12 protein-coding genes, 1 tRNA gene and 2 pseudogenes are annotated in these 14871 nt (G+C 56.8%); 8 read left to right on the top strand and 7 right to left on the bottom strand.

Annotation, left to right across the window (positions count from 1 at the left end; genetic code table 11):
- Nucleotides 1-220: 220 nt before the first annotated feature.
- From ACVWSC_RS10730 to ACVWSC_RS10710, 5 genes are all read left to right on the top strand, one after another.
- Nucleotides 221-739: a sigma-70 family RNA polymerase sigma factor gene (locus tag ACVWSC_RS10730; RefSeq protein ID WP_442113604.1), complete on the top strand. Its 519-nt coding sequence runs from the start codon at nt 221-223 to the stop codon at nt 737-739.
- The gene (locus ACVWSC_RS10725; protein ID WP_442113603.1) at nt 736-1689 is read left to right on the top strand and encodes a FecR domain-containing protein; all 954 of its coding nucleotides are present in this window, start codon (nt 736-738) and stop codon (nt 1687-1689) included. Before ACVWSC_RS10730 ends, ACVWSC_RS10725 begins: the two co-directional genes overlap by 4 nt.
- An 88-nt stretch (nt 1690-1777) precedes the next feature.
- Nucleotides 1778-4270 carry a TonB-dependent siderophore receptor gene (locus ACVWSC_RS10720; RefSeq protein WP_442113602.1) on the top strand — a complete coding sequence of 831 codons (2493 nt, stop codon included), beginning with the start codon at nt 1778-1780 and terminating at the stop codon, nt 4268-4270.
- Nucleotides 4271-4533: 263 nt separating this feature from the next.
- Nucleotides 4534-5547 carry a hypothetical protein gene (locus ACVWSC_RS10715; RefSeq protein WP_442113601.1) on the top strand — a complete coding sequence of 338 codons (1014 nt, stop codon included), beginning with the start codon at nt 4534-4536 and terminating at the stop codon, nt 5545-5547.
- A gap of 90 nt (nt 5548-5637) precedes the next feature.
- The gene (locus tag ACVWSC_RS10710) at nt 5638-5892 is read left to right on the top strand and encodes a helix-hairpin-helix domain-containing protein (protein ID WP_442113600.1); all 255 of its coding nucleotides are present in this window, start codon (nt 5638-5640) and stop codon (nt 5890-5892) included.
- Nucleotides 5893-6042: 150 nt separating this feature from the next.
- Here the strand turns inward: ACVWSC_RS10710 and ACVWSC_RS10705 are convergent, their stop codons facing one another.
- Both ACVWSC_RS10705 and ACVWSC_RS10700 read right to left on the bottom strand, forming a co-directional pair.
- Nucleotides 6043-6489 (bottom strand): anti-virulence regulator CigR family protein, encoded by a 447-nt coding sequence (locus ACVWSC_RS10705; RefSeq protein ID WP_442113599.1) that lies wholly within the window; start codon nt 6487-6489, stop codon nt 6043-6045.
- Between the two features lie 212 nt (nt 6490-6701).
- Nucleotides 6702-6860 (bottom strand): annotated as a pseudogene (locus tag ACVWSC_RS10700) (hypothetical protein); the annotation flags it as partial.
- Here ACVWSC_RS10700 and ACVWSC_RS10695 point away from each other — a divergent pair.
- Complete coding sequence (locus ACVWSC_RS10695; RefSeq protein WP_442114399.1) at nt 6846-7025, top strand: hypothetical protein; 180 nt, start codon at nt 6846-6848, stop codon at nt 7023-7025. The pseudogene ACVWSC_RS10700 and the gene ACVWSC_RS10695 sit on opposite strands and share 15 nt — an antisense overlap.
- A gap of 748 nt (nt 7026-7773) precedes the next feature.
- On the top strand, nt 7774-9816 hold the full coding sequence (locus ACVWSC_RS10690; protein ID WP_442113598.1) for an acyltransferase family protein: 2043 nt from the start codon (nt 7774-7776) through the stop codon (nt 9814-9816).
- A 169-nt stretch (nt 9817-9985) separates the two neighbouring features.
- Here the strand turns inward: ACVWSC_RS10690 and ACVWSC_RS10685 are convergent.
- Nucleotides 9986-10453 (bottom strand): annotated as a pseudogene (locus ACVWSC_RS10685) (transposase); the annotation flags it as partial.
- 258 nt (nt 10454-10711) lie between these two features.
- Between ACVWSC_RS10685 and ACVWSC_RS10680 the strand changes: the two are divergent.
- Nucleotides 10712-11047, top strand: a complete 336-nt coding sequence (locus ACVWSC_RS10680; protein ID WP_442113597.1) for a hypothetical protein — start codon at nt 10712-10714, stop codon at nt 11045-11047.
- A 609-nt stretch (nt 11048-11656) separates the two neighbouring features.
- Here ACVWSC_RS10680 and ACVWSC_RS10675 read toward each other — a convergent pair.
- From ACVWSC_RS10675 to pheT, 4 genes are all read right to left on the bottom strand, one after another.
- Nucleotides 11657-11733, bottom strand: a tRNA-Pro gene (locus ACVWSC_RS10675).
- A gap of 106 nt (nt 11734-11839) precedes the next feature.
- Nucleotides 11840-12196, bottom strand: coding sequence for a MerR family transcriptional regulator (locus ACVWSC_RS10670; protein WP_010222411.1), 357 nt, complete (start codon nt 12194-12196; stop codon nt 11840-11842).
- Complete coding sequence (gene ihfA, locus ACVWSC_RS10665) at nt 12177-12479, bottom strand: integration host factor subunit alpha (RefSeq protein ID WP_002553164.1); 303 nt, start codon at nt 12477-12479, stop codon at nt 12177-12179. The genes ACVWSC_RS10670 and ihfA overlap by 20 nt, the downstream gene beginning before the upstream one ends.
- 3 nt (nt 12480-12482) lie before the next feature.
- Nucleotides 12483-14858, bottom strand: a complete 2376-nt coding sequence (gene pheT, locus ACVWSC_RS10660; RefSeq protein WP_442113596.1) for a phenylalanine--tRNA ligase subunit beta — start codon at nt 14856-14858, stop codon at nt 12483-12485.
- Between the last annotated feature and the right edge of the window lie 13 nt (nt 14859-14871).

Genomic DNA, 14871 nt, shown 5'->3' with positions numbered 1-14871 from the left:
CAGGCCTTCAAGAGAACCGTTGCGCCTAATCGACATAGCCAAGCGCGTTAACAACTAGCGCCCCCGGTAAAGGCTGTCTTGCATCATCTGTGGGAGCGGGCTTGCCCCGCGATGTGATCTGAGCGAAAACCGTAATCGCGGGGCAAGCCCGCTCCTACCCGTTGCCAAGGTCCGCATGAATAAATAATAATGCGATCAATTCCCATTTGAGCCCTGCATCATGTCGGCCGAGTCCTCCGCCCTGCCCGCCGCTGTCGGCGATCTTTATGCTGAACACAGCTCATGGCTGCGCGGCTGGTTGCGCAAGCGCATGGCCAATCACTGCGATGCCGCCGACCTGGTACAAGATACCTTCGTCAAAATCATCAAGGCGCGTAACGCCTTGGATATCCGCGAGCCGCGCGTGTACCTGACCACCGTTGCCAAAGGCCTGATGATCGACCTGTTCCGCCGCCGCTCACTGGAACAGGCTTATCTCGAAACCCTGGCCAGCCTGCCCGTATCACAAGTACCCAGCGCCGAAGCGCAAGCGATGCTGTTCGAAACACTGGTTGAACTGGACCGCTTGCTCGCTGGCCTCGGTGCCCGGGTTCGACAAGTGTTCATCCTGTCGCAACTCGATGGCCTGACCTACCCGCAGATCGCCAACCAGCTTGGCATTTCCCTGCGTACGGTGAACAACCACATGGCCAAAGCCATGGAGCATATCTGCCTGTTGCAGTGGGAATTGAGCGAGTGAGCCAGACGCCTTCAGCCGCTCAACGCGAGGCCATCCGCGCCGCTGCCCGGTGGTACGCGCAGCTATCTTCGGGCACCGCCAGCGATGACGAACAGGTCCAATGGCAGCGCTGGTACGACAGCAACCCCTTGCACCAACAGGCCTGGCAACGCATGCAGGCGGTGAGCAACACCCTCGGCCACCTGCCCCGACAGCTGGCCTCCTCGACACTGTTGGGCGCCGGACGCGCGCGCCGACAAGTCCTCTACGGCCTGGCCATGCTGCTCGGTGGCGGTGCCTTTGCAACGCTGGGCTGGCGCAGTGAAATGCGCCAGGTATGGACGGCAAGCCACCGCACCTCCGTAGGCGAGCGCCGTAGCTTCACACTGGCGGATGGTAGCCGGATGATGCTCGATACCGACAGTGCTGTTGACGTGCACATCGACGAGCAGCAACGACTGTTGGTGTTACACCGCGGCCAGCTGGCAATCAGCACCGCCGCCGATCCCTCTGCCCGTCCCTTCATGGTCGACACCCGTTTTGGTCGGGTCCTTGCTCTGGGTACTCGCTTCATCGTCAGCGTCGATGATCAGGGCAGCGAAGTGGCGGTGCAGGAAAAGGCCGTGCGGGTGTCGGCAGGCTTATCGCAGCCTGTGCATCTGCAAGCCGGTCAACGGGTCAGCGTAGGGCCGACGGGCATCGGCAACGTGCGCAGCAATGACGCTTCGGTGGGGGCCTGGCAGGAAGGCAGCCTGATCGCCATCAACCAGCGCCTGGACACACTGCTTGCTCAGCTGTCGCGTTATCGCCCGGGCTTGCTGTTCTGCGATCCCGCCGTGGCGGCGCTGAAGGTTTCCGGTGCCTTCTCGATCACCGATACCGACCTGGCCCTGACTGCGCTGCAAAGCGCTTTCCCCCTCGACGTGCACCGCCGCAGCCGCTACTGGGTGACGGTGGCTGCGCGCGACTGATTATTTTTCGCATGAATGTGCACTTTTGTGCAGGCCCATTCGGCTCTCCCTTCCATCTGAGCAACTGAATGTTTTAGGGAAGGGAAACATGAGCAACAAGCAGCGGGCGCACAGAGCATTCGCCCTGACAGTTCACCTCTCGTTAGGTGCGGCCATCATCTGGCCTGGAGTTTCGCTTGCCGAGCAGGTAAGCAGCCAGGCGCGGACCTATAACATCGCCGCCGGTACCTTGACCGAAACCCTGAGCCAGTTTGCCAGCCGCTCCGGGGTGACACTGTCGTTCGATGGTGCCAGTACCCAAGGGCTGCGCTCGCAAGGCCTGCAAGGCAATTACAGCGTCGATCAGGGCTTTGCACTGCTGCTCGCCGGCAGTGGACTGCAGGCGGTACGCCAGGCCAACGGCGTCTACCTGCTGATCGGTAATCAGCACAGCCGGGGTTCAGTTGAGCTGGGCGCAACCACCATCCAGAGCCAGAGCCTGCAAGCCGACGCCAAAAGCTACAGCGTCAACGCCACGACCGTCGGTAGCAAAGTGGCGACGTCGCTACGCGAAGTGCCGCATTCGGTGTCGGTCATCACCCGCCAGCGCATCGAGGATCAGAACCTCAACAACCTGACCGATGTCATGAGCAAAATGACCGGCGTCTCGCTACAAAAAGGCGGCATATCCCAAGCGGCCATGGGCAACGAAAGCAACTTTTTCTCCCGCGGTTTCGCCGTCTCCAACACCACCATCGACGGTGGCGCGCCCTTGACCACCTCGATCGCCGGTTACGGCTCGCTGAGCCAGCTCGATATGGCTCAGTACGATCGCGTTGAATTCCTGCGCGGCGTCGATGGCTTGTATTCCAGCACTGGCGACCCCGGCGGTACCATCAACCTGGTGCGCAAACGCGCCTTGCGCGATAACCAGTTGACGTTCTCGGCCTCGGCCGGCAGCTGGGACAACTACCGTACCGAGTTCGACCTGACCGGCCCGTTGGTTGCCAGCGGCGACATTCGCGGGCGGCTGGGCATGGCCTACCAGGACAGCAAGTCGTTCATGGACTACGTCGATACGCAGAACTCGCTGACCTACGGATCGTTGGAGTTCGACCTGGCGGCCGACACAACCTTAAGCGTGGGCGGCAGTTACCAGGACAATGATGGCGTGCCCTACTTCGCCGGTTTGCCGCGCTACACCAATGGCGACGACTTGAACCTGCCGCGTCACACCGCCTATACCGCCGACTGGAACACGGTGCGGGAAAAAACCACCCAGCTGTACACCAGGGTTGAGCACACCTTCAACGCCGACTGGTCGTTGAGCACCGACCTGAATTACGTCGATATCGACCGCGACTCCGCTGGCCTGTACTACTTTGGTGGCGTCGACCCGCTGACCGGCACCGGGCCGAACTGGCACCAGTTTCCGAACAAGGGCGGCAGCGTGCGCAAAACCGCCAACAGCTACGTCAAAGGCGGCTTTGACGCGTTCGACTTACACCACGATGTGCTGTTTGGCGTCGACTACAGCCACACTGTCGGCACCGTCATCCAGCGCACCGGGCGGATTCAGGGCATCCCGGTGGACCTGAGCGATCGCAACCCGCCGGATGATCTGGGAAGCACACCGACCAAACGCCAGGACCTGCCCGAGATCCGCCGTTCAGCCTATGGCATGACCCGCCTGGCGCTGAGCGACGAGCTGAAACTGATCCTTGGCGGCCGTCTTTCCGACTATAGCTACCAGAACAAACAAGACTTCGCCAACGCGCCGTCGTCGCGCCCGTCTACCGAACACAAACGCGGCGTGTTCACCCCCTATGCTGGCCTGACCTACGACCTGAACAACGCGTGGACCGCCTACACCAGCTACGCCGAAACCTTCACCCCGCAGGCAGGTTTCACCGACACCACCGGCACCCAGCTCGACCCCGCCACGTCGAAAAACTACGAGATCGGCCTCAAGGGCCAACTGCTCGATGGACGCATGGACACCTCGTTCGCGGTCTACCGCATCGAGCAGGAAAACAACGCCGTGTATGACGAGCTGGGTACTGGTCCGATCGGCAGCGAGGCCACCTGTTGCTACTTCAACGCCGGCCAGGTGGTGAGCAAGGGCTTCGATGCTGAAATCAGCGGAGAAGTTGCCAGGGGCCTACAGCTGATGGCCGGCTACACCTACAACCGCCTCGAAGCCAAAAACGCCGACGAAGGCCGCAGCACCTTCGAAGGCGTCACCCCCAAGCACCTGCTCAAAGTCTGGGGCACTTATCAACTGCCAGGCGAACTGCACGACTGGAAACTGGGCCTCGGTGCGATCAGCCAGAGCGCCACCTCCAAGCAAGGCACGGTGTCGCCGTTCAACCCCAGCACCGGCCAGTTCGACGGCGACCCGGTCAACTACAAGTTCCTGCAGTCGGGCTACACCCTCTGGAGCGCGAGCTTGGATTACCAGATCGATAAAAACTGGTCAGCCACGCTCAACGCCAACAACCTGTTCGACAAGAAGTATTACTCGACAGTGGGTACCTCGGCTTACAACAACTTCTATGGCGATCCGCGCAATTTCATGCTGACCGTTCGCAGCAAGTTCTGATGCACTTCGGTTACAGGGTTTGTTGAAGGTCAGTACTCAAGTTTCTCTGCCCCACGTCGATCCCTACTGTGGGGAGGCACCAAGGCCAGCCTCTTTGTTGGCCTTGGTGACTGAGCGAGACACTGACTTTTCAACGTGCCAAGGCTGGCACTAAGGGACGCTTCGTGGTGACAAAACAGGTAGTTGGTGCGTTGTTGCTCGCCGCTTCATGCACTATTGCTGGGGCTTTTGCGGACAATGAATACGGATCGTTCGGGGAGGAAGTGACTGATGGCAGCGAACTGGCCTCTTACAACGCACTGATCGAGCAGTTGAGTGACATCAAGAACTTTCAGTCCCTTGGTTCTGTTCAACCAGGATCTGCCAACGACAACTTCAACGACTTGTCCCGGCTCAGCGACACCTATATCAATGCCGTCAAAGAGATTGGCTTCCCCAACCTGCCTGCGTACTCCTCCAACAGCCTCGGCTACAAAGACATCAAGGATTTTCGAACGCGCACCACCGCTGCGTTGATGAACCACGAGCTTGAGCCCAACAACGAAACCTGCGGCGCCTCGATGGTGTTTCTCTACCCCACACTTGTAGCCTCGACACTGCAAGACATAAAGCCGCAATACATCGAACCACAAGCCACACCTGCCCGCGTAACTGCCTTACGCCAGGCAGCCCAGCAAGACCTGCGCAACGACCGCAACCTGCTGCAGTCGATGTGCAACACCGTGCAGTTGCAGCCGGCAATACAAGGCCTCGATAACCTTCTCTCCCTGGTGCGCAGTGACAGCGCCAGTTTTCTGATGTCGATCGAACGGGTCAACGGCAAGAACATTCCCGCCAACCTGGCTGCCCAACCAAAACAACCCATGATCGAACACCTACCCGTAGCACCCCAGCGTCCTCGTGTCGGCGCCAAGGCGGACCAATACGCCAATTGCGCAGCTGTGGTCGGCGCGCTTCGCGAATTTTCGACGGCTAAAGGCGTGAAATATGACGAGGCTGGTAGCAGCGAAATGGAAACCTCGTTCATCATCGCCTCTATCATCTATTCCGACGCTGACAAGGCCATGCGGCTGTATCAAACACTGCTCTACAGCAACAGCGTACAGATGCAACAACACCCCGAACAAATGAAGTACTGGGTCAATCAGACCTTCCAACGCTGCACCGCTGACTTCAATAATGACCGGAGCCACCTCAACACCTATGCGCAGGAAGGGCGTAATGAATTCGCCGAGAAGTTTCAGGCCTTGCTTAAGTCTGCGCAGAATTCCCGCTAAACCGGAGGTGGCCCCTACCGCCTGTGTTGAGGTGCTTGCCAGTTTGAGGCAACCTTGCACAGGCTTATTGGCCAGAAAAGGATTCCAACAATGCCATTTCCACCGCAAGAACGCGCCGCACTGCTCGCCCTCAAGGGGGTGGGCCCAACCGTGATTACCCGACTTGAGCAAATGGGTATCGACTCGCTGGCTGAGCTTGGTAGGGCAGATGTCAGTGACATCCTGGCTCAAGCCTCAGCTGCATTGGGGTCTACTTGCTGGAAGAACAGCCCTCAAGCCCGAGCGGCTATTAGTGCGGCGGTCGCGCTTGGCAAAAGCCCTTGCCTAGGCGAAACAGGCGGCTAAGTCAGCCCGTAGGCGCCCAGCGATACAGGTACATGCCTCACCGACAATACGCTAGGAGCGGGCCTGACCGTGATTGCGGTCTACCGGCGTCGTTGTATCGCGGGTCAAGCCCGCTCCTACCGCCAGCATAAACACAATGGCACGCTCACCTTAATCCAGCGCCCCACTGAGCACTTCATAAATGATGCCGGTAGCAATAGCGACCAGAATCAAATCCACCCCAGCTTGCTGCCACTCATAGCCTTCGTAATGCGGTAAATGCCCCAGCAACCGCCCGTCGAGCTTCTTCGCAATGCCGGGTGGTAGCGGCTTGCCTCGGGCCAGGTTTTTCTGAATACCTGGAGGCAGTGCCGCGCCTGGGCTCCAATAGTCACGGTAGCTCGACAGCACACCCAGAACATTGCCGCGATCAACACTGGGGCCATGGCTCCAGTCACTTCGATCCGGGCCCTTGGCTTTTGCTTGCCCCCCGTGAGCTTGAGCTTTCTGTGAGTTACCCTTGCCGTTGCTATTACCTGGATCAGCCAGCGCAGCAGTAGAACCCGTAAGGAGTACAAGGCTGGTGAACACAGCGATCACCGACTTGGATCTGATCATTTCCGTTCTCTCAGAAAAGGGTATGTCCTGCAATGTAGACGGTATTGACGAGGAAAGTTCCGCTCATCAGCAGCAGAGGAATAATCGGGAGGGACTGCTTCGAACACTACGGCCAAAGTCAGGCAGGGAGATCAGACTAGCCTGAAGCAAAAAGCCCAGCGCGGGGCTGGGCTGGATTACTCTACATCCGGTGGACAATAGAAATAGGCGTATCAACGGTCATTCTTTGAGGACGAGCTAACTGCATTGCTCAACCCTTTGGAATTATGATCGCCTGGCGTAGTTCGAGAAATGGCAGTCGATTTTGACAGGCCGCGAGTGTCCTTGGAGTGGGCGATACCAGACGTGGCGGAGCCATGACCACTATCGTTATTCCGAGCGCTACCGTAGTGATTACCGCTTACTCCATGGTCTCGAGATGCCTTACCCGCATGATCTCCGCCAAAACCATCCCCTTTGCCGCCCTGACCGCCCCGTCCTCCTCCGTGCCCGCCGCCATGACCGCCACCATGGCCACCGTCTTTCGCATAGGCTGAACCTATAGGAGAAAAGTCCGCAGGCAGGAGCGCCGTTGCTCCTAGCGCAAGCGCACATGCAAAGACAGCTACAAAGGGTTTGCTCATTATTCGAACGCCTCCGAGGGCGATGGTTGATGAGCCATATGATTCAATATCAGCACTAAAGTTCTTACGGGGCGACGGAATGTGCCCATGCTCCCACTTCAGCGTATTCCTCTATAGGGATCCTGAACTGTGCGTCCAAGTCACTCGCCGTGTTGGTACACGCAGAAACGAAAAAGCCACCCAAAGGTGGCTAAGTCGTTGAAATATATGGTCGGGACGGAGTGATTCGAACACTCGACCCCTTGCACCCCATGCGTGCAGGAGCCTTGGAGCCCCTGTAAATACGGTGTCTAACTTGGCGCTCGCTGCAATCGACTGCCTATAGGCGCTCTCAAATGTCACGCAGAGTCACGCAAATCTCACGCGGCGTTACCACCCCTCCTCCGGCGCTCTGCCGACTTTGGTGATTCCAATTACTACAGTTCATCTCCCTGAAAAATCTGCGCCTGAGCGGCACTGATCGCTACCCCAAACAACCGAGAGTGGTGCTGCCAACCTTCCCTAGCCCACCCGCTCACTAACCGACCAAGTGAGACCTATCCAAGCCTAAGTGGCTCACCATCACGGGCCCGCGCACTGCCCGAATGGCAGCATTACCTGTAGAATTTTTCGCCTTCTTGGCGGGCACCGTAGCGCACGTCACCTATTTGGATTGGTATCTGTGAGCCAGACGCATAATAATCGCGATGTACGCGCGTTCCGAACTGACATCAACGGTCTAAGAGCTTGGGCTGTTGTAGCTGTAATTCTCTACCACTTCGGAGTGCCAGGTTTCACAGGCGGCTTTGTCGGTGTTGATGTGTTTTTCGTGATATCTGGTTTTTTGATGACTTCTATCATCGTCACCGGACTCGAAAGCCGCAGCCTTTCTCTAGTCAAATTCTACCTAGCTCGAGCCAAAAGAATCTTACCGGCACTTTTAGCCTTATGCACAACGCTATTGGTTATCGGCTGGTTTACGCTAGCCCAAAGCGAATACAAAACCCTAGCACACCATGTAATATCTGCACTCACCTTCAGCTCCAACTCAACATTCTGGAAGGAGTCGGGATACTTCGACATTTCATCTTACGACAAATGGTTACTTCACACTTGGTCACTTTCTGTCGAGTGGCAATTTTACTTAGTTCTACCCTTGATCTTGATGGTTGTATGGAAGTTTAGACCTGGCCGATTGAGCGCATTGGTTGTGCTATCTACCGTGGCCATCGCTTCGCTGCTCGCTTCTATAACCCTCTCCTCCACCTACCCGTCTGCCTCCTTCTACCTACTACCAATGCGCGCGTGGGAAATGTTGCTCGGCGGCTTGGTGTTCCTAGTTTCAACGCGACTCCCCACGTCTAGCACTGCAACCAAATGCACTGCATTTCTTGGCTTCGCCCTGATTACATATTCGATCGCCTTTATCTCTCCTAGCGATGTGTGGCCCGGTTGGTATGCACTTATTCCAGCGCTAGGTACGTCCTGTGTAATTGCAGCCGCAAATCAAGCCTCGCCCCTAACCAACCTCACGGTACTCCAATGGCTCGGAGATCGTTCCTATTCCCTCTACCTTTGGCATTGGCCAATAGCTGCTGCGCTCGTATACCTCGAGCTTCGTCAAGATGTAGGAGCCACCACCGCAGGCTTGCTCATCACCCTTTTACTTGGCCATATCTCTTACAGCGCAATAGAGTTAAAATCCAAAAACATCCTAGAAATCAGCACCACAAAAATTGCCTACTTAACGATCGTAGCCGCTACCGTCCTCATCTTGACCCCGAGTCAGCTAGTCAAAAACAATGACGGTGTACCTAGCCGCCCAGTCGCCATCAATAGCAGCCGAATCTTTCAAGATAGTTCTCTAAGAAACCCGAGACTTAGAGAGTGCTTTGTGAACGCCAGCAAAAATAAAATTATAAACTCCCAATGCACATATGGGGGCAATGAGCTAGGTGCAATTGTAATTGGTGATAGTCATGCAGCATCTATCGTGCGTGCAGTGGAGCGATCACTCCCCAGCAAAAGCTTGAATGTATTGGATTGGGAGCTACATAGCTGCGCGACAATCCTTGGTCTAAAGCTTATTACCGACCCCAAAAATACGTGCAGCGAATTCCTGAGCTTGGCTGTAGCAAAGCAAAAAACCCTGCCAACCAACGTGCCAATCATCATCGTCAATCGCTGGTCGAGCTATCTGTTCGGTCCAAATGAGCCAGACCGCAAGTCCGAGGTGTCTACCCCCACATTTTATATAGACAAACCTTACCCTCCAAGTGCGCCAGAGCTACTCGCCAAGATGCGAGAAGGTATTATTACTACAGCGTGCGAATTTGCGAAAACAAGACCTGTGTACCTGGTTCGGCCGTTTCCGGAGCTTAAAATAAGCGTACCTAAAACCATGGCTAGGAGAGCCTTCATCCCCGGCAATAACAAGCGTGTGTTCATAAGCATGGAAGAGTACATGCAACGGAACCACTTTGTGTGGGAGGCGCAAGATGCTGCAAGCAAAAAATGTGGCGCTAAAATTCTAAACCCGCTCCCTTATCTCTGCAACGATGGGAAGTGCTATGGAGATCACAATGGCACACCAATCTATGTCGATGACGACCACCTGAATGAGCACGGTGGAGACGTTTTGATTCCGATGTTCTCTGATGCCTTCCATTCGCAGGACTCGCAACAGATCGGCACGAGTCACCATGCAAATGCGGCGGCACAATGAAGTCTATTTGAACAGAGCCTGTTCAGCCGTACGTAATTCGGTACGCGATTGGAATCCCTTACAGCGTACCAACACCCCATGCGTGTATGAGCCTTGGAGCCCCTGTAGATACGGTGCCTAACTCGGCGCTCGCAGCAATCGACTGCCTGTAGGCATAGACGCACAGAGCACCGTAAACCCCTCGGCTAGCCGCATAGGAATCGCGGATCAGTTTCAGCAAGCGGTCGTTTTCCTGATCGTGCTCAGAAACGGGCTTGTGCAGCCATTTGTAGAACCCGGCACGAGCGATCCGCAATACCCTGCAGATCGTGATAATTGCATACTGATGATGATGCTCGTTCATGAAGTGGCACTTCACTCGGGCTCGCTGGCAAAGTACTGCGCGGCTTTTTTTAGATATCCCGATCTTCTTCAAGGCGGCGCATTTGGGCCCATAATCGCGGGAATTCACTCTTGGCCTCGAGCAATTCACTTGCCTGCTTTTCTGATTTATCAGGGGTGACGGCGCTCACCCATTTGTAGAGGCTGTGAGTCGAGACGCCGAGGCGTGCGGCAATTTCCGCGACTGAATAGCCGCGTTCAACCACCTGCATGACGGCTTCCGCCTGAATTCCGGTGTGTATCGCTGGGTACTCATAGACTTCCTCCTATGCTCAAATCAAAGGCCGGGGATGTCTACCTTTCCGAGGCAGTCCAGAGCCGAAAACAGAAAAGCCCCGATCAATGCCTAGATCCTGAATAGGTACGCAGTCTTTCCCTCCTTCCGAGAATCGCATCTTCCATGTGCACCGGAGCACGCCGAGGAGGTCAGTTCACCACGGCAAGACCTTCACAAGCCCGATAGCACTCTGAGATCATTCGTATCTCAAGCAGCAATTCGAATCAAGGACGCAGATTGAAAAAGCCATTCATGTTAGGGGTTATGGCAGCAGTAATCTCGGGCTGCTCCAATAACGAAGACGACTACCTGGAAATCATTAAGTGCAACCTATCTGCGCAAAGGCTCTCGCAAAGCCAGGCGCTCTACGAAATTACCAGTTATGCGCAGGAATTTACTCGTAGCACCGGTTTTTTACCGAATGCTGAAGAGATCAAAAAAATAGCTCTAGAAGGAAGAGAGAAGTTGGGACTTGATAAGCTCGACAGCCAAGAGGCTCACGAACTCATGGTGGAAATCTACAACTCTTCCACGTGCAAAAAAATCCACAAGCAACCTGCAGTTGAAGGATGATTGTCAATTCACAAAGCAAAAGCCCGGCTCAATGGCCGGGTTCTGGATTGCCATTCGATATGGAGTAAGTTCGCCCGCTTTTCTTGCATAGTTAGTTCGCCAGATCGGCGCGGATTTCCGTACATCCAGCAGGAATAGCCCTTGCCGTGATTGGCAAGCAGTCCAGCGTTGTGCTCACTGGTTCCCCATGATTCATACTTGCGAGATCGCCGATCTGCGTCATCTCAGAGATGCGCTTGTAGAGTGCGAACCTGCTGGATCTCCAGCAGCCGCTCCTGGCGCTGGCGTGCGTATTCCTCGGCCTGCTGTGCCGGACTTTTCTGGCTGTCATGGGCGTTGATGCGAGGGATGCTGGGGTTTCATGAAGTGCGCGCCCTCTCCCTGCACTGTACAAACGAGCAGGCAAAGACGGGCAGAAGATTACCGGACATACCACGGAGGGGATGACCAGAAACTACCAAAAAGGGCACGAGGATGTGGTGTGGTCCGAGGTCGAAGCCGACCTGGATATTGGCGATTTCGCCGGATAGTTTTGCGCAAGTTTTGCGCACTCACAAAAAAGCCGGTTTAGATAACCGGCTTAAGTGCCTGATTTTACTCAGTAAATAATGGTCGGGACGGAGTGATTCGAACACTCGACCCCTTGCACCCCATGCAAGTGCGCTACCGGGCTGCGCTACGCCCCGACTGGGCTTGAAGCATGTTCTCCTAGTTACTGAGAACGTTGAAGAATGTACCCTAACCTTTTGAATTATGGAAGCATTTTTTCCAGAATTCCCGGCCCGATATGGGTTACTTCTTCAGCACCACCAGCACGTCTTCCAACTCGACAATCATCTGCCGGATCAGTTGTTTGTACTGGGTAGTGTCGTCCTTGGCTTCATCGCCAGAGAGGCGCAATCGCGCCCCGCCGATGGTGAAGCCTTGGTCGTATAGCAGCGCGCGGATCTGGCGGATCATCAGCACGTCCTGGCGCTGATAGTACCGCCGGTTACCGCGGCGCTTCACCGGGTTGAGTTGCGGAAATTCCTGCTCCCAGTAGCGAAGCACGTGCGGTTTTACCGCGCAAAGCTCACTCACTTCACCGATGGTGAAGTAGCGTTTGCCTGGAATCGGCGGAAGCTCGTCGTTATGACTTGGTTCCAGCATAGGCCTCAACTCGGGCTTTCAACTTTTGCCCTGGACGAAAGGTGACGACTCGACGCGCCGTGATCGGGATCTCTTCCCCGGTTTTGGGGTTGCGGCCCGGCCGCTGGCGTTTGTCTCGCAAGTCAAAATTGCCGAATCCGGACAATTTGACCTGCTCGTTGTCTTCGAGAGCGTGCCTGATTTCCTCAAAGAACAGCTCAACCAATTCCTTGGCTTCACGCTTGTTCAGGCCCAGCTCCTCGTACAGCCGTTCGGCCATCTCAGCTTTCGTCAGAGCACCCATACGCTATTTCCTTAACGTGGTGTTCAACCTTTGTTCAAGCGAGGTGAGGATATTTTGCGTTGCAGTATTCACCTCTTCGTCATTAAGAGTGCGCGACGGATGCTGCCAGGTCAAGCCTACGGCAAGGCTTTTTCTATCAGGATCAATACCTTTACCCTGATAAACATCAAACAGCCTGAGGTCTGTAAGCCATTCGCCTGCATTGTCACGAATTACTTCAAGCACCGAACTCGAAGCAACATCACGTCCTGCGACCAAAGCCAGGTCACGACGCACTTCCGGGAATTTCGACAGTTCGCTGAATTTCGGCAGGCGGCCTTCAGCCACTTCACCCAGTACCAGCTCGAAGACGAATACCGGACGATCAAGGCCGAGGGTCTTGGCCAGCTCTGGATGGATGGCACCCAGGAAGCCGACTTCACGGCCGTCACGCTCGATGCGCGCGGTTTGGCCCGGATGCAGCGCCGGGTGTTGACCTGGGACGAAGCTGAATTCGGCCAGGGAGCCGGAGAAGCCCAACAGCGCTTCGACGTCGGCTTTGACATCGAAGAAGTCGATGGTGTCGCGGCCATTGGCCCAGCCTTCCGGCAGACGGCTGCCACACACTACACCCGCGAGCATCGGCTGCTGCTTGAGGCCTTCAAGCTGACCAACAAAACGCAGGCCGCTTTCGAACAGGCGTACGCGGTCTTGCTGACGGTTGAGGTTGTGCTGCAGCGACTTGACCAAGCCCGGCCACAGCGAGGCGCGCATCGCGGCCATGTCGCTGGAGATCGGGTTGGCCAGCAACAGCGGCTCGACGCCCGGGCTGAACAGTTCGAACAGTTTCGGGTCGATGAAGCTGTAGGTGATCGCTTCCTGGTAACCGCGGGCAACCAGCAGACGACGCAGTGCTGGCAGTTCGCCGCGCGCTTCGGCCTTGGCCTGTGGGGCCAGGCGTGCTTGCGGGTAACGCACAGGCAAGCGGTTATAGCCGTACAGACGGGCCAGCTCTTCGATCAGGTCGACTTCCAGGCTGATGTCGAAGCGATGGCTTGGTACTTCGACCTGCCATTGTCCGGCTTCACCGCTGGTTTTCAGACCCAGGGCGTTGAGCAGGCGCTCGACTTCGGCGGTGTCCATGTCCATGCCGAGCATCTGGTTGATACGCTCGGAACGCAGGGTGACCGGCGCGACCTTAGGCAGGTGCTGCTCGCTGACGGTTTCAATCACCGGGCCAGCTTCGCCGCCGACGATGTCCAGCAGCAGGCCAGTGGCGCGCTCCATGGCTTCGCGGGCCAGCTGCGAGTCTACGCCACGCTCATAGCGGTGCGAGGCATCGGTGTGCAGGCCGTAGGAACGGGCCTTGCCAGCCACGGAAATCGGCTCGAAGAAGGCGCTTTCGAGGAAGATGTCGCGGGTCTTGGTCGACACACCACTGTGCTCACCACCCATGACGCCGGCAATCGCCAGGGCACGAGTGTGGTCGGCGATGACCAGGGTGTCGCTGCGCAGCGCCACTTCCTGACCGTCGAGCAGAACGAGCTTCTCGCCCTCCTCGGCCATGCGCACGCGGATGCCGCCGTTGATTTCCGCGAGGTCAAAAGCGTGCAGCGGCTGACCCAGCTCGAGCATCACGTAGTTGGTGATGTCGACGGCAGCGTCGATGCTGCGCACGTCAGCACGGCGCAGGCGCTCAACCATCCACAGCGGGGTTGGGCGCGACAGGTCGACGTTGCGGATAACACGACCCAAGTAACGTGGGCAAGCCGCCGGCGCCAGTACTTCAACCGGGCGCACTTCATCGTGTACGGCAGCGATGGCAGGCACCTGAGGGCGAGTCACGGGTTCTGCGTACAGGGCACCCACTTCGCGCGCCAGGCCAGCCAGCGACAGGCAGTCACCACGGTTCGGGGTCAGGTCGACCTCGATGCTGGCGTCGTCCAGATCCAGATACACGCGAATGTCTTCGCCCACTGGCGCATCGGCGGCCAGTTCCAGCAGACCATCGTTTTCTTCGCTGATTTGCAGCTCGGCAGCCGAGCACAGCATGCCGTTGGATTCAACGCCACGCAGCTTGGCCTTCTTGATTTTGAAGTCGCCCGGCAGTTCGGCGCCGATCATCGCGAACGGGATCTTCAGGCCAGGGCGCACGTTAGGTGCGCCGCACACTACCTGGAAGGTCTCGCTGCCGTTGCTGACCTGGCACACACGCAGCTTGTCGGCGTCTGGGTGTTGTTCGGTGCTCAGCACTTCGCCCACGACGATGCCACTGAACTGACCGGCAGCTGGGGTGACGCTGTCGACTTCAAGGCCGGCCATGGAAAGACGAGCAACCAGCTCATCTCGGGATACCTGCGGGTTGACCCAACCGCGCAGCCATTTTTCACTGAATTTCATCCTGCTCTCCTGA

The organism is Pseudomonas sp. NUPR-002 (assembly GCF_056322725.1).
Note: the sequence above shows the minus strand (reverse complement) of the source record. Positions and strands in the feature narration are given on the sequence as shown.